This is a genomic window from Synechococcus sp. BSA11S (genome assembly GCF_014224355.1).
Taxonomy (GTDB): Bacteria; Cyanobacteriota; Cyanobacteriia; order PCC-6307; family Cyanobiaceae; genus Regnicoccus_A.
Genome location: NZ_VNWP01000001.1, coordinates 23,025 through 44,865 on the forward strand (window position 1 = coordinate 23,025; position 21,841 = coordinate 44,865).

24 protein-coding genes are annotated in these 21,841 nt (G+C 68.2%); 14 read left to right on the forward strand and 10 right to left on the reverse strand.

The window, feature by feature from the left end:
* Window positions 1-178: 178 nt before the first annotated feature.
* The 6 genes from FPZ61_RS00195 (at window position 179) to FPZ61_RS00220 (ending at window position 3,978) form a co-directional block, all read left to right on the forward strand.
* The gene (locus FPZ61_RS00195) at window positions 179-523 is read left to right on the forward strand and encodes an Hsp20/alpha crystallin family protein (protein WP_255441223.1); all 345 of its coding nucleotides are present in this window, start codon (window positions 179-181) and stop codon (window positions 521-523) included.
* 23 nt (window positions 524-546) lie between these two features.
* A complete protein-coding gene (locus FPZ61_RS00200; protein WP_185464348.1) occupies window positions 547-927 on the forward strand; it encodes a hypothetical protein in 381 nt (126 codons plus the stop codon).
* 135 nt (window positions 928-1,062) lie between these two features.
* Entirely contained in the window at window positions 1,063-1,269 is a 207-nt protein-coding gene (locus FPZ61_RS00205; RefSeq protein ID WP_185464428.1) for a hypothetical protein, read from the forward strand.
* A 31-nt stretch (window positions 1,270-1,300) separates the two neighbouring features.
* Window positions 1,301-1,894, forward strand: coding sequence for a 2-amino-4-hydroxy-6-hydroxymethyldihydropteridine diphosphokinase (gene folK, locus FPZ61_RS00210; RefSeq protein ID WP_185464347.1), 594 nt, complete (start codon window positions 1,301-1,303; stop codon window positions 1,892-1,894).
* Window positions 1,895-1,942: 48 nt separating this feature from the next.
* Window positions 1,943-2,506 carry an NUDIX hydrolase gene (locus tag FPZ61_RS00215; protein ID WP_185464346.1) on the forward strand — a complete coding sequence of 188 codons (564 nt, stop codon included), beginning with the start codon at window positions 1,943-1,945 and terminating at the stop codon, window positions 2,504-2,506.
* Window positions 2,503-3,978 carry a deoxyribodipyrimidine photo-lyase gene (locus FPZ61_RS00220; RefSeq protein ID WP_185464345.1) on the forward strand — a complete coding sequence of 492 codons (1,476 nt, stop codon included), beginning with the start codon at window positions 2,503-2,505 and terminating at the stop codon, window positions 3,976-3,978. The genes FPZ61_RS00215 and FPZ61_RS00220 overlap by 4 nt, the downstream gene beginning before the upstream one ends.
* Here the strand turns inward: FPZ61_RS00220 and FPZ61_RS00225 are convergent.
* Both FPZ61_RS00225 and FPZ61_RS00230 read right to left on the reverse strand, forming a co-directional pair.
* Complete coding sequence (locus tag FPZ61_RS00225) at window positions 3,954-5,159, reverse strand: DegT/DnrJ/EryC1/StrS aminotransferase family protein (RefSeq protein ID WP_185464344.1); 1,206 nt, start codon at window positions 5,157-5,159, stop codon at window positions 3,954-3,956. The two genes, FPZ61_RS00220 and FPZ61_RS00225, sit on opposite strands and share 25 nt — an antisense overlap.
* Before the next feature lie 27 nt (window positions 5,160-5,186).
* Complete coding sequence (locus FPZ61_RS00230; protein WP_185464343.1) at window positions 5,187-5,756, reverse strand: thioredoxin family protein; 570 nt, start codon at window positions 5,754-5,756, stop codon at window positions 5,187-5,189.
* Window positions 5,757-5,789: 33 nt separating this feature from the next.
* Here FPZ61_RS00230 and FPZ61_RS00235 point away from each other — a divergent pair, with 33 nt between their 5' ends.
* On the forward strand, window positions 5,790-6,407 hold the full coding sequence (locus FPZ61_RS00235; protein ID WP_185464342.1) for a hypothetical protein: 618 nt from the start codon (window positions 5,790-5,792) through the stop codon (window positions 6,405-6,407).
* Window positions 6,408-6,416: 9 nt separating this feature from the next.
* Here FPZ61_RS00235 and FPZ61_RS00240 read toward each other — a convergent pair whose 3' ends face one another.
* The 3 genes from FPZ61_RS00240 to FPZ61_RS00250 are packed head-to-tail and all read right to left on the reverse strand — an operon-like array spanning window position 6,417 to window position 8,364.
* Window positions 6,417-7,055, reverse strand: coding sequence for a 4'-phosphopantetheinyl transferase superfamily protein (locus FPZ61_RS00240; RefSeq protein WP_185474709.1), 639 nt, complete (start codon window positions 7,053-7,055; stop codon window positions 6,417-6,419).
* Window positions 7,056-7,063: 8 nt separating this feature from the next.
* A complete protein-coding gene (locus FPZ61_RS00245; protein WP_185464340.1) occupies window positions 7,064-7,501 on the reverse strand; it encodes a hypothetical protein in 438 nt (145 codons plus the stop codon).
* 2 nt (window positions 7,502-7,503) lie between these two features.
* Window positions 7,504-8,364 (reverse strand): FAD-binding domain-containing protein, encoded by an 861-nt coding sequence (locus FPZ61_RS00250; protein WP_185464339.1) that lies wholly within the window; start codon window positions 8,362-8,364, stop codon window positions 7,504-7,506.
* An 88-nt stretch (window positions 8,365-8,452) separates the two neighbouring features.
* Here FPZ61_RS00250 and fabI point away from each other — a divergent pair, with 88 nt between their 5' ends.
* Window positions 8,453-9,235, forward strand: a complete 783-nt coding sequence (fabI, locus tag FPZ61_RS00255) for an enoyl-ACP reductase FabI (RefSeq protein ID WP_185464338.1) — start codon at window positions 8,453-8,455, stop codon at window positions 9,233-9,235.
* On the opposite strand, the gene FPZ61_RS00260 is transcribed toward fabI, so the two are convergent.
* Window positions 9,222-9,842 (reverse strand): carbonic anhydrase, encoded by a 621-nt coding sequence (locus FPZ61_RS00260; protein ID WP_185464337.1) that lies wholly within the window; start codon window positions 9,840-9,842, stop codon window positions 9,222-9,224. The genes fabI and FPZ61_RS00260 overlap by 14 nt on opposite strands.
* Before the next feature lie 85 nt (window positions 9,843-9,927).
* Between FPZ61_RS00260 and hisB the strand changes: the two genes are divergently transcribed.
* The 3 genes from hisB to FPZ61_RS00275 all read left to right on the forward strand — a co-directional run bounded on the left by hisB (window position 9,928) and on the right by FPZ61_RS00275 (window position 12,769).
* Complete coding sequence (gene hisB / locus FPZ61_RS00265) at window positions 9,928-10,569, forward strand: imidazoleglycerol-phosphate dehydratase HisB (RefSeq protein WP_370593315.1); 642 nt, start codon at window positions 9,928-9,930, stop codon at window positions 10,567-10,569.
* Window positions 10,570-10,748: 179 nt separating this feature from the next.
* On the forward strand, window positions 10,749-12,290 hold the full coding sequence (locus FPZ61_RS00270) for a carotenoid oxygenase family protein (protein ID WP_185464335.1): 1,542 nt from the start codon (window positions 10,749-10,751) through the stop codon (window positions 12,288-12,290).
* Window positions 12,290-12,769: a DUF1499 domain-containing protein gene (locus FPZ61_RS00275; protein WP_185464334.1), complete on the forward strand. Its 480-nt coding sequence runs from the start codon at window positions 12,290-12,292 to the stop codon at window positions 12,767-12,769. Before FPZ61_RS00270 ends, FPZ61_RS00275 begins: the two co-directional genes overlap by 1 nt.
* Window positions 12,770-12,821: 52 nt before the next feature.
* Here the strand turns inward: FPZ61_RS00275 and FPZ61_RS00280 are convergent, their stop codons facing one another.
* The gene (locus tag FPZ61_RS00280; protein WP_255441224.1) at window positions 12,822-14,012 is read right to left on the reverse strand and encodes a DUF389 domain-containing protein; all 1,191 of its coding nucleotides are present in this window, start codon (window positions 14,010-14,012) and stop codon (window positions 12,822-12,824) included.
* 262 nt (window positions 14,013-14,274) lie between these two features.
* Here FPZ61_RS00280 and FPZ61_RS00285 point away from each other — a divergent pair, with 262 nt between their 5' ends.
* Window positions 14,275-15,927 (forward strand): mechanosensitive ion channel family protein, encoded by a 1,653-nt coding sequence (locus FPZ61_RS00285; protein WP_185464423.1) that lies wholly within the window; start codon window positions 14,275-14,277, stop codon window positions 15,925-15,927.
* Here FPZ61_RS00285 and FPZ61_RS00290 read toward each other — a convergent pair.
* Both FPZ61_RS00290 and FPZ61_RS00295 read right to left on the reverse strand, forming a co-directional pair.
* Window positions 15,912-17,558 (reverse strand): mechanosensitive ion channel family protein, encoded by a 1,647-nt coding sequence (locus tag FPZ61_RS00290; RefSeq protein WP_185464333.1) that lies wholly within the window; start codon window positions 17,556-17,558, stop codon window positions 15,912-15,914. The genes FPZ61_RS00285 and FPZ61_RS00290 overlap by 16 nt on opposite strands.
* The gene (locus tag FPZ61_RS00295) at window positions 17,555-19,315 is read right to left on the reverse strand and encodes a SulP family inorganic anion transporter (protein ID WP_255441225.1); all 1,761 of its coding nucleotides are present in this window, start codon (window positions 19,313-19,315) and stop codon (window positions 17,555-17,557) included. The genes FPZ61_RS00290 and FPZ61_RS00295 overlap by 4 nt, the downstream gene beginning before the upstream one ends.
* A 120-nt stretch (window positions 19,316-19,435) precedes the next feature.
* Here FPZ61_RS00295 and FPZ61_RS00300 point away from each other — a divergent pair, with 120 nt between their 5' ends.
* Window positions 19,436-19,936: a hypothetical protein gene (locus FPZ61_RS00300; RefSeq protein WP_185464332.1), complete on the forward strand. Its 501-nt coding sequence runs from the start codon at window positions 19,436-19,438 to the stop codon at window positions 19,934-19,936.
* A gap of 470 nt (window positions 19,937-20,406) precedes the next feature.
* Window positions 20,407-20,883, forward strand: coding sequence for a hypothetical protein (locus tag FPZ61_RS00305; protein ID WP_185464331.1), 477 nt, complete (start codon window positions 20,407-20,409; stop codon window positions 20,881-20,883).
* 73 nt (window positions 20,884-20,956) lie between these two features.
* Here FPZ61_RS00305 and FPZ61_RS00310 read toward each other — a convergent pair whose 3' ends face one another.
* On the reverse strand, window positions 20,957-21,841 hold the full coding sequence (locus FPZ61_RS00310) for a bile acid:sodium symporter family protein (RefSeq protein WP_185464330.1): 885 nt from the start codon (window positions 21,839-21,841) through the stop codon (window positions 20,957-20,959).

A 21,841-nucleotide genomic window follows, 5' to 3' on the forward strand; every position in this document is an offset into this window, starting at 1 on the left:
CGGTCGTGCATGTGGCGAGATGAAGAGCTTCCCTCCACACTCCTTTCACTCACCACCAGGAGGTCACGCCATGGCGCTCTTGAAACGAGAATCCCTTAAAGACGTCGAAGATCTCTTTGACAGATACACCCTTTCGTTGCCCTGGCCGTTCACTCGCAGCAGTTCTGGCCTGGCCGGCATGCCCCTCCATGACTGGCACCCTCGGGTCGACATCTCCGAAACCGCCACGGGTTATGAGGTCCGCGCCGACATCCCCGGTGTCAGCAAGGATGACCTGAAGGTGACTCTTCAGGAAGGGGTCCTCACCATTCAGGGTGAGCGCCGTCAGGAGCAGAAGGAGGAGAACGAGCGCATGCACCGCGTCGAGCGGGTCTACGGCAGCTTCAGCCGCAGTTTCCACCTCCCCGACGACGCCGATGCCGCCGCCATGACCGCCACGGCCAATGACGGACAGTTGACGGTGTCCCTGCCCCGCAGAGGTCCGGCCCCCAGCGCGGAACCGCTCCAGATTCCGGTTCAATGAGAACGGACCTGTGAGCCCGGCTGATGCCTGTTCTCGCCCGTGCCGTTCTGCTGATGCTCGGCTTCGCCGCCATGCCACCGGCCCTGGCGGCGGAGCGCCTCTCCACCATCCCGGAGCGTTTCCGGGGCATCTGGATGGCCGAAGCCCGCCACTGCACCGCCCCGGCCACGGATGAATCCTGGCTGCGGATCGGGGCTGATCAGATCAGCTTCTACGAGAGCGCCGGCCCCGTGCTGGCGATCGTGACCCGGGGGGCTGATCAGCTGGCTCTGATCAGCGAGCTCAGCGGCGAGGGCAGCACCTGGCTGGACCTGCACCAGTTCACGCTCTCCGCCGACCGCCAGCAGCTCACGACCCGGGCGCCAGGCCTGGCCGACCCCTACCAGCGGGTTCGCTGTCCCTGAGCGCCTCTCGTCTGGTGCGAGCCTTCCTGCTCCCGCTGAACCGGTTGTGTGTCGCTTCCAGGCGGGCAAGGCCTGCGCCTGGGCACAACGTTCTGACCGCCGATACGCTGGCGAACTCTTCACCAGCACCGCACCATGGCCCCCAGGGTCTCCCTTGCAGCCCGCAGCAGGCGCGTGAGCCGGGAAGACGCACTGCAGCAGCTTGATCTGGCCACTCTGGCCCAGGCGTATCGCTCCGGCCATTCGGTGTACCTGGGCCGCGGCGACTTCTGGATCTGGGCCCACGACGGCATCCCCTCCTGGCTCGTGCCCCGGTTCGAGGATCTTGGCTTTCTGCCGTAGCTCTCCGCCCCCGCCACGGCCTGGGACGACCATGGCCGTGGTGTCAGGTCTCGCCATAGCTCTCGGGGCGAACCTCGGCCATCCCACCCGCACCCTGACCGCCGTGCGGCCATTGCTGAGCCAGCAGCTGCTCGACTGGGCCGGCTTCCCGCTGCTGCTGCGCTGGTCGCCGCTGTTTCGCACGGCGCCGGTGGGCGGGCCGCCGGATCAGCCCTCGTTCATCAATGCCGCTCTTCTGGCCGTTCGCCCGGAGCCGGAGGAGACCGCGGTGAGGGCTGGCCTTGAGCCCTGGCCCGATCCCCTGGGGTTGCTGGAGCGGCTCCAGGGGCTGGAGGCGTGCTTCGGCCGCCGGCGCCTGGAGCACTGGGGACCCCGCAGCCTCGATCTCGATCTCCTCTGGTGCGCTGGGGCCCGCCGCCACAGCCCCCAGCTGGAGCTGCCCCACCCGCGTCTGCGCCAGCGTGCTTTTGTGATCGGCCCCCTGGCGGCGATCGAACCGCAGCTGGTGCTTCCCGGCGGTCTCGAGACCGCCGCCTCCCTGTTGGCTGAACTGCTCAGCCGCACAGGGGCCGAACCGCCCCCGTTGTTGCTGCCGGCTCAGGACGGCTGGCCCGAGGGGGGCTGATCGCGCCTGGCCGGCGGTCACACTGGTGTGGCTGCTCCACCTCCCTCCATGGCTCCCCTGCCGCCCCCCGAGCCCTCCACCCACCTGGAAACCACGGCGGCACTTGAAGCCCGCAAACTTCGCTTCGAGCTCAACCGGGTGCTGCTGCCGATGGGGGTGGAGGGCACCTACGGGATCATTCGCCATCCCGGGGCCTCCCTGGCTGTGCCGGTGCTGGCTGACGGGCGGGTGGTGGTGCTGCGCCAGTACCGCTTCGCCGTGGAGCGCCGCATCCTCGAGTTCCCCGCCGGCACCCTGGAAGACGGCGAAGACCCCCTGGAGTCGATGCAGCGGGAGCTGGGGGAGGAGGCCGGCTACAGCGCCACCCGCTGGGATTCCCTGGGCCTGATGCTGCCCTGCCCCGGTTATTCCGATGAGGTGATCCATCTATTCCTGGCCAGGGATCTCTCGCCCCTCAGCGAGCGGCCCCCGGGCGATGACGACGAGGATCTGCAGGTGCTGCTGCTTGAGCCCGCCGCCCTTGATTCGGCCCTGGCCAGCGGTGATGAAGCCCTTGATGGCAAGAGCGTCACCGCCTGGTTCCGGGCCCGCCAGCTGCTCGGCCTCGCATGAGCTCGCCCCGCTGGTTGTTCTGGCACCGCCGCGATCTGCGCCTGGCCGACAACCTGGGCCTGGCCGCCGCCGCCCGCGCCACCGCCGCCGTCACCGGCGTGTTCATCGTCGATCCAGCTCAGGAGGAGGCCCTCGACCGTTCCGCGTCCCGTCTCTGGTTCCAGAGCGAGAGCCTGCTGGAGCTGCAGCGCCGCTGGCGCGAGGCCGGCTCCCGGCTGCTCCTGGTGCGGGGGGATCCGGCTGAGCTGCTGCCACAGCTGGCGGAGGCCAGCGGCGCTGAAGTGGTGGCCTGGAACCGCGATGTGGAGCCCTGGGCCCGCGCCCGCGATCGTCGTGTCGCTGAGGCCCTGCGCGCCAGCGGCTGCAAGCTGCTGGCCGACTGGGACCAGTTGCTGGTACCCCCAGAGACCCTGGCCACCGGCGCCGGGGACCCCTACCGGGTCTACGGCCCCTACTTCCGGGCCTGGCGCCGGCGGATCGAGCAGGCCGGTCCCGAGAGCACGGCCCCCGTTCCCGCCCCATCGGGCCTGATCGATCTCGATCCTGCTGCGATGCCCGCCGAGCGCCGCCGGCTCTGGGACCGGATGAGCTGGTTGGAGCCGGCGCCCAGCCCCTTCGCGGGCGCTGATCTCTGCCCCTGCCGTCCCGGTGAGGCGGCCGCTGCCGCCCAGCTGGCTGCCTTCGCCGATGGGCCCCTGCTGAGTTATGAGTCAGGCCGCAACCTGCCGGCGGAGCCGGGCACCTCGGGCCTGAGCGCGGCGCTCAGGTTCGGCACCCTCAGCCCACGCCAGGCCTGGGCCGCCGCCCAGGAGCAGCGCCCACGGGCCCGCAGCGAGGAGGAGCACCAGGCGATCACGGTCTGGGAGCAGGAACTGGCCTGGCGCGAGTTCTACCAGCAGGCCCTCTTCCATTTCCCGGAACTGGCTGACGGTCCCTACCGCCCCCAGTGGCGCCACTTCCCCTGGGAGAACGACGAGGCCCGATTCGTGGCCTGGTGTGAGGGTCTCACCGGCGTGCCGATCGTGGATGCCGCCATGCGCCAGCTCAACGCCTCAGGCTGGATGCACAACCGCTGCCGGATGATCGTGGCCTCCTTCCTGGTGAAGGATCTGATCGTGGACTGGCGCTGGGGCGAACGCCGGTTCATGGACCAGCTGGTCGACGGTGATCTGGCGGCCAACAACGGCGGCTGGCAGTGGAGTGCCAGCAGCGGCATGGATCCCAAACCCCTGCGCATCTTCAACCCCTACACCCAGGCGGCCCGCTTCGATCCCGAAGCCGCCTACATCCGCCGCTGGTTGCCTGAGCTCTCCCATGTGGCCAGCGCCGATCTGATCCGTGGGGAGATCGCGCCCATGGAGCGCCGGGGGTACCCGGGGCCGATCGTGAACCACAAGACGCAGCAGGCCCGTTTCAAGGCGCTCCATGCCGCGCTGGCGCCTCCGGCTCAGGAGGCCAGGCTGAGGGGCTGAGCCACCAGCTGCCGCATCACCGCGGTCACGGTGGCCTGCTGGGCGGAGCTGAGTTCAGGGAAGATCGGCAGGCTGAGCACCTCGGCCGTGAGCCGCTCGGTGATCGGCAGGCTGCCGGGCCCGTAGCCCAGCTCTTCGTAGGCCGGTTGACGGTGGATCGGGATCGGGTAGTAGATGATCGTGTTCACGCCGGCCTCGGCCAGGGCCTGCTTCAGCCAGTCGCGGCAGCAGCTCTCGGGCAGTCCGTAGGCGGCGCTGTCGCCGGAGGGCACGCAGCTGCCGCCACAGCCCGCCTCGGCCGCTGGGCAGCGGGGGATGCGCACCACGAACTGGTTCCAGCTGTGGCCGCTGGGGCCCGGTTCCGGCAGGACCAGCCCCTGCAGGTCAGCCAGCTCGCGCCGGTAGGTGTCAGCCAGATGGCGCCGCCGCTCCACCCACTCCGGCAGATGGGGCAGCTTCACGCTCAGCACGGCAGCCTGCAGGGCGTCGAGGCGGCTGTTGTATCCCAGCGACGTGTGCAGGTAGCGGCGCGGCATGCCGTGCACCGCCAGCTCCCGGATGCGGGCGGCCAGTGCCGGATCCCGGCAGGTGACCGCACCGCCGTCCCCGGCGCCCCCCAGGTTCTTGGTGGGGAAGAAGCTGAAGCAGCCGGCATCACCCCAGCTGCCCACAGGCCGCCCGGCCCAGCTGGCGCCGGTGGCCTGGGCACAGTCTTCGATCACCCGCAGGTCGTGGGCGGCGGCGAGTGCCCCCAGGCGCTCCATGTCCACCGGCCGCCCGAACAGATGCACCGGCATCACCGCCCTGGTGGCCGGGGTGATGGCGGCCTCGATCAGCTCGAGATCGATCAGGTAGGTGGCCTCATCCACATCCACGAACACGGGCGTGGCGCCCACGGCGCTGATCGCTTCGGCGGTGGCGAAGAAGCTGAAGGAGCTGGTGATCACCTCATCGCCCTCGCCGATGCCCAGGCCCCTCAGGGCCAGCACCAGGGCGTCGGTGCCGCTGTTGCAGCCGATGGCGTGGGGAGCGCCCACGGCCTGGGCGAACTGTTGCTCGAAGCGTGCAATCGTGGCGCCCCCGATGTATTGCCCACTGCGCAACACCTGCAGAACGGCGTCTTCGAGGGCCTCACCCAGTTGATGAAGCTGCTCGGTGAGATCGAAGGGGGGCACCTGCATGAAAGCAACCTTAAGCCCCTCCCAGGGTCAGGCCCAGGCCGGCTCCAGCCCCGGGTGCCACTTGATGTTGCAACCGATTGCAGGCTTCTGATCAGTGTTCGGCGGCCGCCCCGCCAGCAGGGCTTCGAGGGCCTCACGCAGGTCGGCGCCATCCAGGGGCAGGTCGTTGCCTGGACGGCTGGCATCGAGCTGCCCCCGGTACACCAGGCGCCGCTCGGCATCGAACAGAAACAGGTCCGGGGTGCAGGCCGCCCTGAAAGCCCGCGCCACGCTCTGGTCGGGGTCGAGCAGGTAGGGGAAACCCCAGCCGCAGCGACGGCGCTGCTCCGCCAGCTGCTCCGCTCCGTCCTGGGGGTGGGTGATCAGGCTGTTGCTGGCGATGGCCAGGATCGTGACCCGCTCGCCGTAGTCGCGATCGATCCGGCTCAGTTCCGCCTCGATGTGCTTCACGAAGGGGCAGTGGGCGCAGAGGAACAGCACCAGCACCGGCCGCGGCGGCAGCCCGGAGCTGCTCACCATGTCCCCGTCCAGGTTCCGCAGCGTGAACGAGGGCAGGGGATGGGCCAGCGGCAGCATCGTCGAGGGAGTCAGTGCCATGGATCGACCGTCGCTGGAGTGATTGTCGCGTCCATGGCTGCGGCGCGCCCGGGGCAGGATCCCCCCACTTGCGACCATCCCTTGGCCCGGCCACCCCATCGCCCGGCACCGCCCCTGGTCGCGCTTGCCGCCCTGGTGGCGCTGGCCGCGGTGGCCGGCTGTGTCCCCGCCCACCACCGCCCCAGCTGGCGCCTCTTTCCCCTGCAGCGGCAGCAGACCCACGACGGCCTGGCGGTGGTCAGCCAGCCTGACGGCTACGGGCTGCACATCTGGCTCGAGACCGACACCCGCCGCAAGGGTGTCTGCAGCCCGCGCTGGCTGCCGGATCCAGCGAGGCTGTTCAACGGCAACGGCAGTCACCCCTTCAGCTCGGGCCTGGCCAGCCGCGAGGAGTTCTTTGCCGCCGTGGCCCGCCGCGACGTGCGCCAGGCCCTGCGCAGGGAACTGGAGGCGCTCTGCCAGAGCCGGGCCCCACGCAGCACCTGGGAGTGGGTCGAGCCGCCCCTGAATCCATCTCAGGTGAAGGTGGAGACGCTGCCGATGCTGGAGGAGGAGGACCTGCTCACCGATCCCGAGACGATCCGAGAGCAGGAGCAGGACCCCGGGCAGGAGGACCCCACAGAGCCGGAGGCGGACGCCGGAAACCCCTGAACTCAGGGCTCAGATCACGGCGAGGCTGCCGGCGTAGCCCTCCGGCAGGTGCAGATCGTGCAGCTCAAGGCCTGGTGGTGGAGGGGATCCGGCGGCGGCCAGGCCGTGTCCCGTGGCCTTCAGCACCGCCTCCAGCCGGCACCACTGCTGCAGAAAGCCGCCTGGCTGCTCCTCGGGGGGAAGCGCCAGCAGGGCTTCACAGCCACCGCTGGGCAGATGGCGTCGGGCGATCGCCTCCCAGTTGGGGACGGGCCGCTGCCGCTCCACATCCACCCCCACGGGCCGCCGTGGGTGCAGCGCCAGCAGCACCAGGGCACCCGAGTGGGCCAGGTTGAACTGCATGGCGCCCCGCTCGTCCAGGGCGGGCTTGCCCTGGGGGCCCAGGCGAAAGTGCAGCCGCGCGGGCTCCAGCCCCAGAGCTTCCCCCAGCCGCTGCCGCAGCAGACCCCGTCCCAGCAGGAAATGGTCCCGGTCCCCGGGCTGACGCCAGCTCCGCAGCCGCTGGCGCTCCTCGCTGGAGAGCAGCGCCAGCAGCTCCGCGCGCCGCGAGGGGGTGAGCCAGCCCAGCCCTGCCATCCACACCGTGGCCGGCAGCCGGGGATCCTCCAGCTGGCGTGGCGAGGCCTGCAGCGGGTCGCTGGGATCCATCAGCGCGGTCAAGGCGTGGGGTGATCGGGCCGCAGCCGGGGCCCGGCCGATCGCCAGTAGCGGCTGAAGCGGCGCAGATCCACCGGCTCCGGCAGGAGCACGAAGGGCTCGGGCTCCAGCACCTGCAGGGGCAGGGTGGCGGCCACCGTGGCGGCGATGCCGCCCAGCTGCGGGTCCACCCAGGCGCTGGTCACCACCCCGTCGGCCCGGTGCCTGGCGGCGAAGGCCAGCACCTGCTCGGCTCCGTCGCCCCGGCGGATCGTGACCGGCAGCTCCAGCAGACACTCGTAGAGGAACACGATCCGCTTGAGGCTGATCGGTTCGTCGGCGCCTCCCAGCAGGCCATCGTCGAAGACGAACAGCGCCGGCCGGTCCGGGTGGGCCAGCAGGGCGGGATTGGCCGGCCCCAGGGCTTCGGCGTGGATCCACAGCACCGGGCGTTCCATGCTCAGGTCGTCTCCCCGCTGGCCTCTCCAGCGAACAGCCGGCCCTGCAGCACCTCGTAGCTGGCCTCGAACGGACAGGCCGCCGCGGCCGGGCAGCCCGGGCAATGGCGCCCGGCGCCGAAGCGCTCCAGGTTGGCGCGGTTGAACAGGTAGGGCTTGCTGCTGAAGCTGCTGGCCACCCACTGCCAGCTCAGATTGTTGCTGGCGGGATCGCCGTCGAGCAGATGGCGCAGGAACCAGCGGGCCCCGGCCTGCCAGCGCACCCGGCGCCAGTGCACCACGTAGGCGGCCAGCCACATCCGTTCGTGGTTGTGCAGCCAGCCGGTGTCGATCAGCTGGCGCGCGAAGGCATCGATGCAGGCCAGGCCGCTGCGGCCCTCGCGGATGTCCGCCGGCAGCTCTCGGGCGTAAGCCTCCTCCGGGTGGCCGGTCTTGAGGGGCTCCAGGTTGTCCCAGATGCGATCCCCCAGCCGGCGCCGGAGCCGCTGCCAGTAGTCGCGCCAGGCCAGCTCCTGCAACAGCTTCTCGCTCACCGGCCCTGGCCCCCTGGTCATGCGTCGCTGCACCGTGTCGCGCACCTGCGCCAGGGTCACCACCCCGTGGCGGATGTAGGGGGAGAGACCGCTCACGGCTCCATCCAGGTGGTTGCGGCTGGCGGCGTAGCGCACAGGATCCACGGCCTCCAGGGCTGCCAGCGCCGGCTTGGATCCCCCCCTGATCGTGCTGGCGCCCCCTTCGGCGCGGGGAAAGCGTGCCGCCAGCTCACGCACCAGGGCGTCGCGGTCGCTGAAGGTGCGCGGCAGATCGCCTCTGCCGGGCTGCAGGGGCGGCGTGGTGTCTGAAACGGGAGCGCTGGGCGTCATCACTGGCTGAGGGGCGCGGCCTGGTGCCGCCGGATGCGGTGGAGGAGAATCCCCCCACTGTCTTCGGCCGGCACTCGGCGCCTCTCCCATGCTCCTCGATCTGCGCGGCAAGAAAGCCCTCGTCACAGGCATCGCCAACAACCGCTCGATCGCCTGGGGCATCGCCCAGCAGCTGGCCGCGGCCGGCTGCGAGCTGGGAGTCACCTATCTGCCGGATGAGAAGGGCCGCTTCGAGGGCAAGGTGCGGGAACTCACCGCGCCGCTGAACCCCAGCCTGTTCGAGCCGCTCAACGTGCAGGACCCGGCCCAGATCGAGGCGGTGTTCGAGCAGGTGAAGCAGCAGTGGGGCTCGATCGACGTGCTCGTCCACTGCCTCGCCTTCGCCGGCAAGGATGAACTGATCGGCAACTACTCCGACATCAGCCCAGAGGGTTTCGCCCGGGCTCTGGAGGTGAGCGCCTACTCCCTGGCCCCCCTCTGCCGTCACGCCAAGCCCCTGTTCAGTGAGGGCGCCAGCGTGATCACCCTCAGCTATCTCGGGGCGGAGCGGGCCATCCCCAACTACAACGTGATGGGTGTGGCCAAGGCGGCCCTGGAGGCGAGTGTGCGCTATCTGGCCGCTGAACTTGGGCCGGAGAAGCAGGTGCGGGTGAACGCCATCAGCGCCGGTCCGATCCGCACCCTGGCCAGCTCCGCCATCGGCGGCATCCTCGAGATGATCCACAACGTCGAGGAGAAGGCTCCGCTCAAGCGCACCGTCACGCAGGACGAGGTGGGCGCCACCGCCGCCTTCCTGGCCAGCCCCCTGGCCTCGGGCATCACCGGCCAGGTGATCTACGTGGATGCCGGTTACTGCATCACGGGGATGTGATCAGGGCCTCCAAGTGCGTCGGCATCACCGATCCCATCCAGTCGATGGTGGTGGTGTGCAGGTTGTAGAAGGCGGCTTCCACCTGAAGACGGCCGGCGCGCATCAGGTCGGTGAGCAGCACGCTGGAATCCACCAGGTTGCGGGCCGCATTGAGGGTGTGGTGGCGGGAGGCCTGATCGAGGTCGTGGTGGCCGCCGAGATTGATCAGCTCCATGCGCAGCTGACCCACCAGCTGGGCCAGGCTTGGGGTGAGCGTCAGCGCAGGGTTCAGGGCCGCCTCCACGGCGCCGCAGCGCTCATGGCCGAGCACCACGATCACGGGTACGCCCAGATGGGCCACGGCGTATTCCAGCGAGGCGATCGCCGCTGTGGTGGAGAGGGTGCCGGCGTTGCGCACCACGAACAGATCGCCGAAGCCCGTGTCGAACAGCAGCTCCACCGGCACCCGGGAATCGGCGCAGCCCAGCACCGCCGCGGTGGGATGCTGCCCCGTCTCCACCTCGAGCATGCGTTCGCGGCTGCTGTGGGGATGGAGCGACTCCCCGTCCAGGAAGCGCCGATGGCCGGCGCGCAGCTCGGAGAGCACCGCCTGGGGAGAGTCGTTCACGCGGCGGGCGATCGGAGCCACTGATTGTGACCCGATACCGACGTCCGACTTCGGCATGATTGGTACAGTCTCGCGCCAACGCCCCGTGTCCTCTCCCCTGGACCTCGATCACGGCGGCCCCGGCGGCCGCAGCGGCAGCATCCACCGCGTCACGGGTGAAACCGACGTGCGGGTGCGGCTGGGTCTCGATGGCCGCGGCCGCTGCCAGGTGAGCACCGGCGTTCCCTTCCTCGATCACATGCTCCATCAGCTCGCCAGCCATGGCCTGCTGGACCTGGAGATCAGCGCCGAGGGCGACACCCACATCGACGACCACCACACCAACGAGGACGTGGGCATCGCCGTGGGCCAGGCCCTGGCCAAGGCCCTGGGGAGCCGCAAGGGCATCCAGCGCTTCGGCCATTTTGTGGCACCCCTGGATGAGGCGCTGGTGCAGGTGGCGCTCGACTGCTCCGGCCGCCCCCACCTCAGCTGCGATCTCGCCATCCCGGCGCAGAAGATCGGCAGCTACGACACCGAGCTGGTGAAGGAGTTCTTCGTGGCGGTGGTGAACAACAGCGGCCTCACGCTGCACATCCGCCAGCTGGCGGGGGCCAACTCCCACCACATCGTGGAGGCCTGCTTCAAGGCCTTCGCCCGGGCCCTGCGCATGGCCACCGAGATCGACCCGCGCCGCGCCGGCGAGGTGCCCAGCAGCAAGGGCGTACTGGAGCGGGCCGGCGCCTGAGCCGTTGCTCAGCCAGCCTGCTGTGGCGACCGGCTTCATCGCGTGGCGTTTGAAGGTTTCGCGGCCCAGCACCTGCCCCTGGAGGGGACGCGCTGCTCTCCTGCAGGGCTGTTCAGCGGTGCATCCACGCTGTCACACTCCGTTACGTGATGATGGAGGGATCCCCGCGCGAATGAGCGATGACCATCGCCCCCAGTCGACCCGAGCCCGGCAACCCCGCGGCCGCTGCCGCCGCGCCGGCCCAGGCCCCCGGTTACGACCGCGGCGACTGGGCCAGCGCCTTCCGCAATGTGGGCACGGAACTCACGGCCGTGCCGCTGGCCACGTCCAGCGGCACCATCCCGAGCGAGCTGAGCGGCAGCCTGTACCGCAATGGGCCCGGGCGGCTGGAGCGTGGCGGACGCTGGGTGCACCATCCCTTTGATGGCGACGGCATGATCACCGCCGTGCGCTTCGCGGGCGGTGAGGCCCACCTCTCCAACCGCTTCGTGCGGACCGAGGGCTGGCTGGCGGAGGAGGAGGCCGGCAAGGTGCTCTACAGGGGGGTGTTCGGCAGCCAGAAGCCTGGGGGGCCATTGGCCAACGCCTTCGACCTGCGCCTGAAGAACATCGCCAACACCCACGTGGTGCGGCTGGGAGAGAAGCTGCTGGCCCTCTGGGAGGCCAGCTCCCCCCACAGCCTCGATCCCACCACGCTCGAAACGGAGGGGGTCGAGCTCCTCGGGGGCGTGCTGGCCGATGGTGAGGCCTTCAGTGCCCATCCCCGCTTCGATCCCGGCCACCACGGCCAGCAGCGCATGGTCACCTTCGGGGTCAAGGCAGGCCCGCGCAGCACCATCCGCCTGATGGAGTTCGACGCCGGCCCCGATGCGGCTGCAGGGGACCTGGTGGCGGATCAGAAGCGCAGCTTCAACGGCTTCGCCTTCCTGCATGACTTCGCCATCACCCCGAACTGGGCGGTGTTCCTGCAGAACGCCATGAACTTCAACCCGTTGGGGTTCGTGCTCGGCTGGAAGGGGGCTGCCCAGTGCCTGAGCTCAAAGCCTGGCGAAAGTGGCCAGTTCTGGCTGATCCCTCGCTCTGGCGAGGGGGAGCCTCTGCAGGTGGGTGCTCCCGAAGGCTTCGTCTTCCACCACCTCAATGCCTTCGAGGATCCCGGCGCCGGCGTGGCCGGCCAGTTGGTGGTGGATTCGATTTTCTACGACGATTTCCCCTCGATCGGTCCTGACGTTGATTTCCGCGCCGTCGATTTCGACACCCTGCCCATCGGCCAGCTCAAGCGTTGCCGCATCGACCTGACCAGCGGTGAGGTGAGCACGGAGCTGCTGGAGGAGCGCTGCTGTGAATTCGCCATGGTCAACCCCCAGCGGGTGGGCCTGGAGGCCCGTTACGCCTGGATGGCTGTCACGGAGCAGGAGCGGGGCAATGCCCCCCTGCAGGCGATCGAGAAGCTCGATCTGATCAGCGGGGAGCGCCGGATCTGGAGCGCCGCTCCCCGGGGCTTCGTGAGCGAACCCGTGATGGTGCCGCGCCCCCGGCCCGAGGCCGCGAGCGAGCAACCCGCCGAAGACGATGGCTGGATCCTCTGTGTGGTCTGGAACGGGGCGCGTTGCGCCAGCGACCTGGTGATCCTCAACGCCGCCGATCTCTCCGAGCAGGCGGTGCTGCCCATGCCCCTCGCCCTGCCCCACGGCCTGCACGGCAGCTGGACGGGCGCCTGATGAGACTGTTTTCCGGATTGAACAAGTTTCTGACGCTGGTGGCAGCGCAGCTTTTGCTCTGGGTGTTCCTGCTGGGCCACCCGGTCGCCGCCTGGGCATCCCTGCTCCATTTCAGCGGCGTGCCACCCGCGGATCTGGGCCTGCACGATGGGCTGCTGCGTCCCTGCGTCAGCCCCGCCCACTGCGCCCGCCAGGACTGGCCGCTGGCCGATCCAAAAGCTGCCCTTCGGCAGCTGGCGCTGGAGCTGGAGGCCATTCCAGGCACGGAGATCGAAGCCAGGTCCGGCTCCCCCGAGCTCAGCTACCTCCATGCCACCGCCGAGAGTCAGCTGTTCGGCTTTGCCGACGATCTGGAACTGGCCGTGGATCCCTCCGGGTCCAGCCTCCAGGCCCGCTCGGAATCCCGCCTGGGCGATTCCGACCTTGGCGTCAATGCCCGCCGGCTGGACCACCTGCGCTCCAGCCTCAATCCTGGCTGAGCTTCAGCTCAGCTCAGCTCTGAACATCGCTGCCGCCTGATGGGGGGGCTGGCTACTCGGGCGGCGACGGCGGCGCCACGGGTGCTGTTCCCGCACCTGCCGATCCCGCGGGCTGTGGGGTTACGGGTGTTGGTGGATCAGGAGGGGGGGGTGCTTGCTGTGTTCTGGGCAGTGGCAACACACCTTCGGGGGGTTCGGGATTGGGGGCGGTTTCCGGTCCCACCACCTCCACCGCCGAGCGCTCCACCAGCAGGCGAAAGCGCAGCCCCTGGCGTTCGTTGATCAGTTTCTGCACCTCCGCCACCTGCTTCGGGCTGGGCACATCCGGCCGGTTGGCCCGCACCACCACCCGGATCAGGGGGGGATTCTGGTCCCAGTCGATGGTCATCCCATCGAGCTGGGCCTCCTGGCCCAGGGTCACGGTCTCGCGCACCAGCAGGTTCTGGATCGTGTCCTGCAACTGTCGTTGCAGTGTCTGCTGCCGGCCCCGCTGGACCAGATCGAGGAAGCTGCTGGTCAGGGGAACCACCAGCACCGCCGTCAGGGAGAGGCTGATCAGGCTGAGCCGGCTGCGGCGCATGTGGTGCCGTAGCCCCGGCCCGGATTTGGCCAGCACCACCAAGCAACCGCTCAGGATGCCCAGCAGGTTGGTGAGGTAGAGCAGGCCGGCTCCCAGGGCCAGGCTCCACTGGTTGGCCGAGAGCAGAAGACCCATCACGCATACCGGCGGCACCAGTGCCACGGCAATGGCCGTTCCGGCGAGCGACGAGACCGCCTCGCTGCGCAGCTTGGCGTAGGCGGCGATCCCACCGGCCACCAGGGCGATGCCCAGGTCGAGCAGATTGGGGCTGGTGCGCGAGAGCACCTCGTTGCCGAAATCCGGCAGGCCAGCCAGCTTGCCCAGCAACAACGACAGGCTGACCGTGATCAAGGCCCCCACCAACAGGGTCCCCAGCCCCTGCACCACCATCGGCAGGCGCCCCCGCAGGATGCCGAAGGAGGTGGCCCGCAGCGGCGTGATCCACGGAGCGATGATCATCGCCCCGATCACCACGGCGGCACTGTTGGCCAGCAGGCCGAGGCTGGAGATCAGGGCGGAGCCCAGGGTGAGCACGATGAACACCTGATCCAGCCGGGCGTCCTCGCGGAACTCCATCAGCAGACGTCGCATGCGCTGACGCGGCACGGCGCGTGCCTCCCTGCGCAAGGAAGGGCTGGTCAGAGGCCAGCGCTCTGGTGTCATGGGCCCCAGGTTCGGCGGCACGGAGCGATCAGTCCCGGATGGGAATGGGGCGGTGCGATGGCGGCGAGCCGATCAGGGGCGGCAACTGTAAGCGGTCAATCGGTCCAGAACGGTTGCTTCTTGCCCCGGGGAGCCGCGCCCGTCTGAGCAGGGGCGAGGCTGGAGGTTCGGCTCCGTGAGGGGCGTGAGCCGTCAGGGCGCTGAGAGGCGTTCCCCGATTCATGGGGCTGCCATGATCCTTGGCTTTATGGGCACAATGGCCATGGGGCATGCCAGGCCCCGTCACCGGGTGGTGACCCTGCTGCTGGGTGTGCTGCTGGGCCTTGGTTTCGTCTTCACGCCGGCGATCGCCTCGCCAGCCCAGCTCCCCACGCCCGAGAGCGTTCCGCAGTACTGCGCCAATCCCTCGGCGTGGATCCGTCTGGACGGCAAGAACGTGCTGGAGATTCGCTCGGCCCCCGGAGCCCAGCAGGTCACGGCCTTCGCCGCCCGCGGCAGCAGGACCCTGGCGCAATGGGCCTCCGACTTCACTGTTCAGCCCGAGCAGATCGTGCTGAAGGAGGATCCTCCCTACACGTTGATCGGTGTCAAGCGTGGATCCACATTCGCCGCCTCGATGGCGGTGGATGATCGCGGCAGTGCCTGCTTCGGGCTCAAGCGCCAGGAGCTGGCAACGCGCTATCGCGACAGCCTGCGCCAGGCTGTGTCCGATTACCGCCGGAGCCACACCCAGGACTACTGGTTGCGGGGCACGGCCCTGGCCCTGCTGGTGCTTGGGGTCTACGTGCTCTGGGTGCACCTGCAGACGCTGTTGCGTGGGCGCATCCAGGGCTGGATCGATGAGCAGGAATCGGGGTCGTTCCTGCTGGTGCAACGACGCAGTGGCCAGCTGCTGGATCCAGCTCAGATCCGCTCGGTGCTGCAGGCGCTGCTGCGGCTGATCCACTGGGGGCTGTTGCTGCTGGTCAGCTACCTGCTGATCCCCCTGTTGCTGGGATTCTTCCCGCCCACCCAGGGAATCGCCGAAGGGTTGCGCGGCCAGATTCTGGCGCTGGTGGGCAACCTGCTGGCCGGGGTCCTGGCCACCATCCCGAATCTGTTCTCGATCCTGGTGATCATCGTGATCGCCACGGCGGTCGGACGGTGCAGCAACGCCTGGTTCAAGGCCCTCGATCGCGGGCGGGTTCGTATTCCTGGGTTCTACCAGGAGTGGGCCATGCCCACGGCGCGCCTGGCCACGATCCTGATCGTCCTGGCCAGTGTGGTGCTGGCCTACCCCTACATTCCGGGCTCCAGCAGCAAGGCCTTCCAGGGGGCCGGCCTGCTGCTGGGTGCACTGGCGGCTCTCGGCTCCAGTGCCATCGCCACCAACATCATCAGCGGGATGATGCTGATCTACACCCGGGCCTTTCGCAAGGGAGACCGGGTGGAGATCAACGGCACCATCGGTGTGGTGCAGGACCGAGCCCTGCTGGTGACTCTGATCAAGACACCCCGCAACGAACTCGTGAGCATTCCCAATGCCACGGTGATCTCGGCCTCCATTCTCAACTTCAGCTTCTCCCGCCGGGAGATCTCCAGGCCCGTGGCCATTGCCACCACCGTCACCATCGGCTACGACGTGCCCTGGCGACGGGTTCATGAGCTGATGCTCGCCGCCGCCGACAGCGTCGAGGGCATCACCGACGAGGTCAGTCCCTCTGTGTTCCAGACCTCCCTCAACGATTTCCACATCAGTTATGAGCTGAATGCTTTCGTCAGGGATGTGGACAGCTATCGCCAGACCCTCTCGGATCTATTGGCGGCCCTGCAGGATCAGTTCGCAGCGGCGCAGGTGGAGATTCTCTCGCCGGGATATCACGCGATCCGCAGTGGTCGGGCCAGCACGGTGCCCCCCACCTACGGCACTCCCTGATCCGGTGGCGCCACCGGGGATTCACCGGCGCGGCCGGCCAGCAGGGCCTGGAGCCCCGCACTGAGCTCAGGCGGCAGGGCAAGTTGCAGACTCTCGCCGCCCAGATGCAGATCCCGCTGGGGGAAGGGGATCGTGATCTCTCGGCGGCGGAGAAGGGCTTCGATCCGGTAGTTGAGATCGCTGATGATCTCGTACTGGCGCATGGGTTGGTTGATCCAGACCAGCAGGGAGAAGTCGAGGGAGCTGTCGCCGAAACCGGTGAAGAACACACTTGGTTTGGGCTCCTGGAGAATGCCGGAATAGCCTTTGCACGCTTCCACCAGCGCATTACGCACCGCGTTGCAATCTGAGCCGTAGGCCACCCCCACGGGCAGGATCAGGCGGGAGGTGGGACTGCCATGGCTCCAGTTCACCACCTGGGATTCAAGGAATTCCGAGTTCGGCACGATGATCGAGATCCGATCCAGGGTCACCACCTCGGTGCTGCGCAGGCTGATCTTCTGAACGGTGCCCTGAAGCTCACCGATCTCCACGAAATCGCCCACCTGAATCGGCCGCTCGAAGATGATGATCAGGCCACTGATGAAATTCTTGGTGATTCCCTGCAGTCCAAGGCCCAGGGCAACGCCGAACACACTGGCGAACAGGGCCAGGGAGCTCAGGTCGAGCCCCCAGAGCTGCAGCAGCACCAGCGAGCCGATGAACAGCAGGGCGTATTGCAGCACGAAGGCGATCGCTTCCTGGTTGCCCTTGCCGATCCCGGTGTACTGAAGAACGCGGGTGCGCAGCATCCGTTGCAGCATTCCCAGCCCATTGGCCAGGGCCAGGAACAGGGTGATCAGCACGATCACATCCAGCACCGAATAGCTGCGCTCCCCCAGGGGCAGGAAGGGGGACGCGAGGCTGTCGGAGAGGGCGCCCCGCAGCCGTTGCAAGCCCATCCGACTGATCGGAAACAGGTCGGCCACGGTTCCGGCCACGCTGATCCAGAGCGCTGCCTGCAGCACTCGCAGCAGTCCCCTGAGCAGCAGGCCCGTGCCCCCGGGGTTCTCCTTCTTGTCGCTGTCGGGGCCAGGTTGTGGCCAGGCCTGCGTAAAGGCCCGCCGGAAGATGGTCCCCAGCAGGCGCTGCAGCAGGAAGGCCCCCAGCAGCAGCAGCAGCGAGCGCAACAGCATGCTGCGGATGTAGGTGGGCTTGCGCTGGAGCCGCGCTTGCTCGAGGGCCTCCTCCAGGCGACGGCGCCAGGCTTCCGCCTGCTCCTCCAGGCTCACCCCCTCCGGAGCGTCCAGGCGGGTCACAGTCAGCAGGGAGGTGCCGTTGAGGGTGATCACCGGCAGCTCGTTGCGTTCCACCACCTCAATCACGGCTGCCCTGGGGGTCTCGGCGGCGCGCTGGAGCAGCCCATTGGCCGCGTCAACCCTTTGCTCGGCGCTGAAGTCCTTCGACGTGCGCACCTGAAACAGGCCGTTCCCATCCACCTCCACCAGAGCGGAGGGAATCTCGGGCGCCTCCAGGGATGGGGCCGCGGCGGGCAGGGCCACCAGCAAGGCCACGATCAGCAGAGCGCGCCAGAACCATCCCCGCCGATCAGACCGGGCGTGGCTGCGCTGGCCCGCTGGCTTCGGGGTCATGGGCCGATGTCCTCCCCAGATCTGGGCAACCTACCGAGATCTGAACGCTGCACCTGCTCCTCCGGGTTGCCGACCGGCCAAGGGTTGGCCCCCCGCTCCAGCCCCTCGGCGAGGTAGTGCTCCACCGCCCGCTCGATGTTGCGGTGCATCCGCTCCCTGCCCAGGCGCTCGCCCAGCTCCGAGCGGCGGATCACCTCCAGCACCGTGGGGTTCAGCCCCGCCAGCCACAGGGAGATCCCCTCCCGCTCCAGACGCCGCTCCGCCTCGATGATCGTCTTCAGGGCGGAGTACTCGATGTCGATCACAGCGCTGCCATCGAGCACCACCACCCGCGGGTGGTGCCGATCCACCTCGGCGCGCATCCTCAGGAGCACGCCATGGGCGTTCGCGAAGAACAGGCGCCCCTCGGCCCGGAGCAGCAGCAGCCCCGGCCAGGTTTCATCGTGGGGATGCCGGGCGGACAGTGGCCGGAACACATCGGTGCCACGCTTGCGGCCGATGGCATACACCGGAGGGTTCACCGCCTGCTGCACCAGCGCCAGCAGGGAGAGGATCACCGCCACGAGGATGCCCTGGAGGGTTCCAAGGACCACCACCCCCAGGAAAGCCACCAGCGCCCAGCGGAATTCGATGTCGCGGACACGGCGGATGGCCAGAAATTCGCCAGGGGCGATCAATTCGAACGAATAGACGATCACCACCACCGCCAGGGCCGCCAGGGGCATCAGCGCGATCCAGGGGGCGAGCAGCAGCAGCGTGGCGAGTGCGGCTCCTGCCGTGACCAGCTCCGCCATCTGACTGCGGGCACCGGCCTGGCGGTTCACCGCCGTCTGGGTGGTGCCGCCGCCTGCCGCCATCGCCCCGAAGAAGCCGCCGCCGATGTTGGCCAGCCCGAGAGCCAGCAGCTCCCGGTCGGGTTGCGGAGAAGGTTCATCGCTGGCGCGGAAGGCGCGCGCTGCGGCGATGCTTTCCGTGAAACTCATCATGGCGATGCCGGCCGCCCCTGGCCAGAGACCGCTGAGCAGATCCAGTCGCGGCAAACTCAGTCCAGGCAGCCCCCTGGGCACGGCGCCCACCAGCTCCACGCCGAAGCGATCGAGGCCCAGCAGGGCACAACCGGCGATCGCCATGGCCACCACCACCAGCGGCGCCGGCACCCACGGCAGCCCACGCTTCAGGCCGAAGAGCAGGCCGAACAGAGCGGCCGAGAGCAGCACCGTGGCCAGCGAAGCCTTGGGGATCCCAACCAGCAGCGCAGCGAGGTCGCGGAAGAAGCCTTCCTTCTCCCCATGCAGCCCCAGCAACTTGGGCAGCTGATCCACCACGATCACCAGACCGATGCCTGACTTGAAGCCCACCAGCACCGATTCGGAGATGAAGTTGGCGATGAAACCGAGTCGCAGCAGGGCCGCGCCGCAGAGCATGGCGCCCACCAGCAGGGTCAGGGTGGTGCTGGCCGCCACCAGGGCGCTGGGATCATCCAACGGCGAGAGCCGGTTCAGCTCGCTGCCCACAAGGATCGCCAGGGTGGTGGTGGTGCTCACGCTCAGGGGTCTGGAGCTGCCCAGCAGGGCGTACACCGCCATCGGCACCAGGGCTGTGTACAGACCCACCTGCACAGGGAGGCCGGCGATGGTGGCGTAGGCCATCGCCTTGGGCAGCACCACCGCGGCGGCGGTCAGTCCGGCCGCCAGATCCTCCTGCCCCAGTCCTCGCCGGTAGCCGATGGGCAGAAGAGAGGCAGGAAACCGGGCCATGGCTGGAACTGGAGAAGTCGGACGATCGATCTGTGGTCAAAGGCAACGGCTTGCTGCCCGCTTTCAGTTCTGTTGTCAGGATGACAACAAAGCCCGCCGCTGACTGGGAGTTCTTCAGCCATGCAACTCCACGTTCCATCTCCAGGACCCTTTGTCCCACTTGCCCTGGCCGCGGCCTCACTCCTGAGTTGGGCGGCAATTCCGGCACCGGCTCGCTCGGAGCTGCTCTACAAACTCGAGACGGAGTGCAGCCTGAAGAGTGGGCCGGCCCAGCCCTGCATCGTGGAGGCCACCAATGAAGAGGGAGCCACCCTCTACCGCCACACGATCGGCGAGAAGGAGGAGCTCATCAAAATCACCAGCACCCCCACCCGCATGAGTCTCTGGGATCCAGCCGGCAAGACGTGGACCTATCTGACCTCGGCGGGTGCCTTGTTCTCGACCAACACCATCTGCTTCAACGGCCGAGATCTCTGCGTCGTCAATGCCAATTATCTCAACAGCGTTGTGGAGGAACGGCCCGAGGCCACCGAGGGGAGAGATCTGATTCGGGTCAAATTCGGAGCGGATGGCCGGGTCGACCTCAGCTGCTACGACGAGGCCTGTGAGGAGGTGAACTGATGAAACGGCCCCTCTCAGTTTTCGGTGTGCTGCTGGCCGCGGTGATGGCCCTGCCGGCCACCCCCTCCCACGGGGCTTTGGAGTCAGTCCCCCCGGCCCTCGACACCAGCGAGCAGCTGGCCCAGAGGGGCGGCGGCAGGCGCTCCGGCGGGAGCCGGAGTCGTGGGGGAAGCCGGAGTCGCGGAGGGAGCCGCGGATCCTCGTCGAGGGGCAGAAGTGGCTTCAGGAATTCAGGCTCCAGCCTCAACCGCGGCTCGAGAAAACCGCGAAGCGGCTGGAGCAACACGTCGAGGCAGAGGGGTGGGCCTTCGATGAATCGCTCCTACCGGAGCGGGAGTGGCAACATCAACCGCAATGTGAATCGGAATCGGAATCGAGCGGTCAACCGGAATTTCAACCGGAATGTCAACCGAAATGTGAATCGAAATGTGAATCGGAATCGAGCGATCAATCGAAATTTTGATCGCCGTGTGGGCAACCGCCGGGGCTACAACTACAACCGGGCGAACAACAACTGGCGCCGCTACAACAGTGGTTACCGCTACCGGGGGGGCTGGGCGCGGCCCGGCTGGGGATACGCCCGTCCCTGGAACCACGGCTGGTATGGCGGTTGGTCGCGGCCCAACTGGGGTTGGTGGGGGGCGAGTGCAGCGGTCTGGGGCGTCACCACGCTGGCAACGGCCGCCATCATCAATTCGTCCGTCGATAACGCCGTGACCACCAAGACGGAGTACATCGTGGTGCCGAACACCGATTACCAGCTGTACTACGGATCAGTCCAACCCACCAACGACGATTCAGTGACCTTCCTGGTCAAAGCCGGTGATGGCGATTACCAGATCACGGCTGACTGCAAGGCCGGCACCCTCAACGGCCAGCAACCCGGCAACGCCTCCGAAGCTGAGCTGCTGAACGCCGTCTGTCAGGTGGCCTTCGGTTCGGTCTGATCGACAGCGGCCTGCCTTGAAGCGGTGCACGCCTTGGCGTGTGGTTGTTGACCTGCTTGATGGTCAATAATGATCATGCGACTCCGGTGATTTCGCGCTGTTGCCATTTCAGAAACAGGGTGGAGATGATCACCGTGATCAACACATAAGAGAGGATGCCGGGGATCAGTTCAGGCATCCCTGGTTGATAGGTCAGGGCCAGTTGAGCCGCCAGGCCCGTGTTGCGCATCCCCGTCACCAGCGCCACCGTTCGACGCTCCAGCGGATCCCGTCCGGCCAGGCCATAGCCGATCGCCAGGCTGAAAACGCAGAGGCCGGCCATCGCGGCCAGGGCCAGCAGGTTCTGCTGGAGGAAGGGCACCAGCTGACTGCCGCTCAGCACCAGCAGAGCCACCAGCATCAGCATCAGCATCAGGGTGGCCAGGGCACCGAGAGCACGGCTGCAACGCTGGGCCAGCTGCGGCTTCCACTGCCCCAGCAGCACGCCGGCGATCACGGGCAGCACCTGCACCTGCAGCACCTGCATCGCCACCTGGGCCGGGTTGATCTCCCACCCGTCGATCTCCCACCCGTTAAGGGCGACGCTGGCCTTGAACACGACCGCCATCAGGGGAATGGTGAGGATGGCCAGCAGCGCCGCCGCGATCTGCAGCCGCGCCGCGAGCTCAGCGGTGCCGCCACTGCCGCGCACCCGGAACAGAATGAGCGGGGCGCTGGGACACACCAGCATCAGGGCCATGGCTGCCCAGGCAGGCCGTGTCAGCACCCCTTGCAAGGGCAGCAACACCAGCACCAGCCCGGCCAGGGGCACCAGCAGGCAGGTGCCGATCACCACACGCCAGAGAAAGCCGGGGCGATCCCTCAGCAGCATGAACGGGTAGTCCTTCAGCCCCAGGCCAAGGCTGAACATGAGCGTCACGATGGTGGCCGTGACCAGCAGCGCTGCAGACTGGGGCAT

What these genes read in the sequence shown, in the direction of transcription:
- FPZ61_RS00195 (WP_255441223.1), top strand. Translation starts at nt 179, where the DNA reads ATGCCCCTCCATGACTGGCACCCTCGGGTCGACATCTCCGAAACCGCC.
- FPZ61_RS00200 (WP_185464348.1), top strand. Translation starts at nt 547, where the DNA reads ATGCCTGTTCTCGCCCGTGCCGTTCTGCTGATGCTCGGCTTCGCCGCC.
- FPZ61_RS00205 (WP_185464428.1), top strand. Translation starts at nt 1,063, where the DNA reads ATGGCCCCCAGGGTCTCCCTTGCAGCCCGCAGCAGGCGCGTGAGCCGG.
- folK (WP_185464347.1), top strand. Translation starts at nt 1,301, where the DNA reads ATGGCCGTGGTGTCAGGTCTCGCCATAGCTCTCGGGGCGAACCTCGGC.
- FPZ61_RS00215 (WP_185464346.1), top strand. Translation starts at nt 1,943, where the DNA reads ATGGCTCCCCTGCCGCCCCCCGAGCCCTCCACCCACCTGGAAACCACG.
- FPZ61_RS00220 (WP_185464345.1), top strand. Translation starts at nt 2,503, where the DNA reads ATGAGCTCGCCCCGCTGGTTGTTCTGGCACCGCCGCGATCTGCGCCTG.
- FPZ61_RS00225 (WP_185464344.1), bottom strand. Translation starts at nt 5,159, where the DNA reads ATGCAGGTGCCCCCCTTCGATCTCACCGAGCAGCTTCATCAACTGGGT.
- FPZ61_RS00230 (WP_185464343.1), bottom strand. Translation starts at nt 5,756, where the DNA reads ATGGCACTGACTCCCTCGACGATGCTGCCGCTGGCCCATCCCCTGCCC.
- FPZ61_RS00235 (WP_185464342.1), top strand. Translation starts at nt 5,790, where the DNA reads ATGGCTGCGGCGCGCCCGGGGCAGGATCCCCCCACTTGCGACCATCCC.
- FPZ61_RS00240 (WP_185474709.1), bottom strand. Translation starts at nt 7,055, where the DNA reads ATGGATCCCAGCGACCCGCTGCAGGCCTCGCCACGCCAGCTGGAGGAT.
- FPZ61_RS00245 (WP_185464340.1), bottom strand. Translation starts at nt 7,501, where the DNA reads ATGGAACGCCCGGTGCTGTGGATCCACGCCGAAGCCCTGGGGCCGGCC.
- FPZ61_RS00250 (WP_185464339.1), bottom strand. Translation starts at nt 8,364, where the DNA reads ATGACGCCCAGCGCTCCCGTTTCAGACACCACGCCGCCCCTGCAGCCC.
- fabI (WP_185464338.1), top strand. Translation starts at nt 8,453, where the DNA reads ATGCTCCTCGATCTGCGCGGCAAGAAAGCCCTCGTCACAGGCATCGCC.
- FPZ61_RS00270 (WP_185464335.1), top strand. Translation starts at nt 10,749, where the DNA reads ATGACCATCGCCCCCAGTCGACCCGAGCCCGGCAACCCCGCGGCCGCT.
- FPZ61_RS00275 (WP_185464334.1), top strand. Translation starts at nt 12,290, where the DNA reads ATGAGACTGTTTTCCGGATTGAACAAGTTTCTGACGCTGGTGGCAGCG.
- FPZ61_RS00280 (WP_255441224.1), bottom strand. Translation starts at nt 14,012, where the DNA reads ATGACACCAGAGCGCTGGCCTCTGACCAGCCCTTCCTTGCGCAGGGAG.
- FPZ61_RS00285 (WP_185464423.1), top strand. Translation starts at nt 14,275, where the DNA reads ATGGGGCATGCCAGGCCCCGTCACCGGGTGGTGACCCTGCTGCTGGGT.
- FPZ61_RS00290 (WP_185464333.1), bottom strand. Translation starts at nt 17,558, where the DNA reads ATGACCCCGAAGCCAGCGGGCCAGCGCAGCCACGCCCGGTCTGATCGG.
- FPZ61_RS00295 (WP_255441225.1), bottom strand. Translation starts at nt 19,315, where the DNA reads ATGGCCCGGTTTCCTGCCTCTCTTCTGCCCATCGGCTACCGGCGAGGA.
- FPZ61_RS00300 (WP_185464332.1), top strand. Translation starts at nt 19,436, where the DNA reads ATGCAACTCCACGTTCCATCTCCAGGACCCTTTGTCCCACTTGCCCTG.
- FPZ61_RS00310 (WP_185464330.1), bottom strand. Translation starts at nt 21,841, where the DNA reads ATGCCCCAGTCTGCAGCGCTGCTGGTCACGGCCACCATCGTGACGCTC.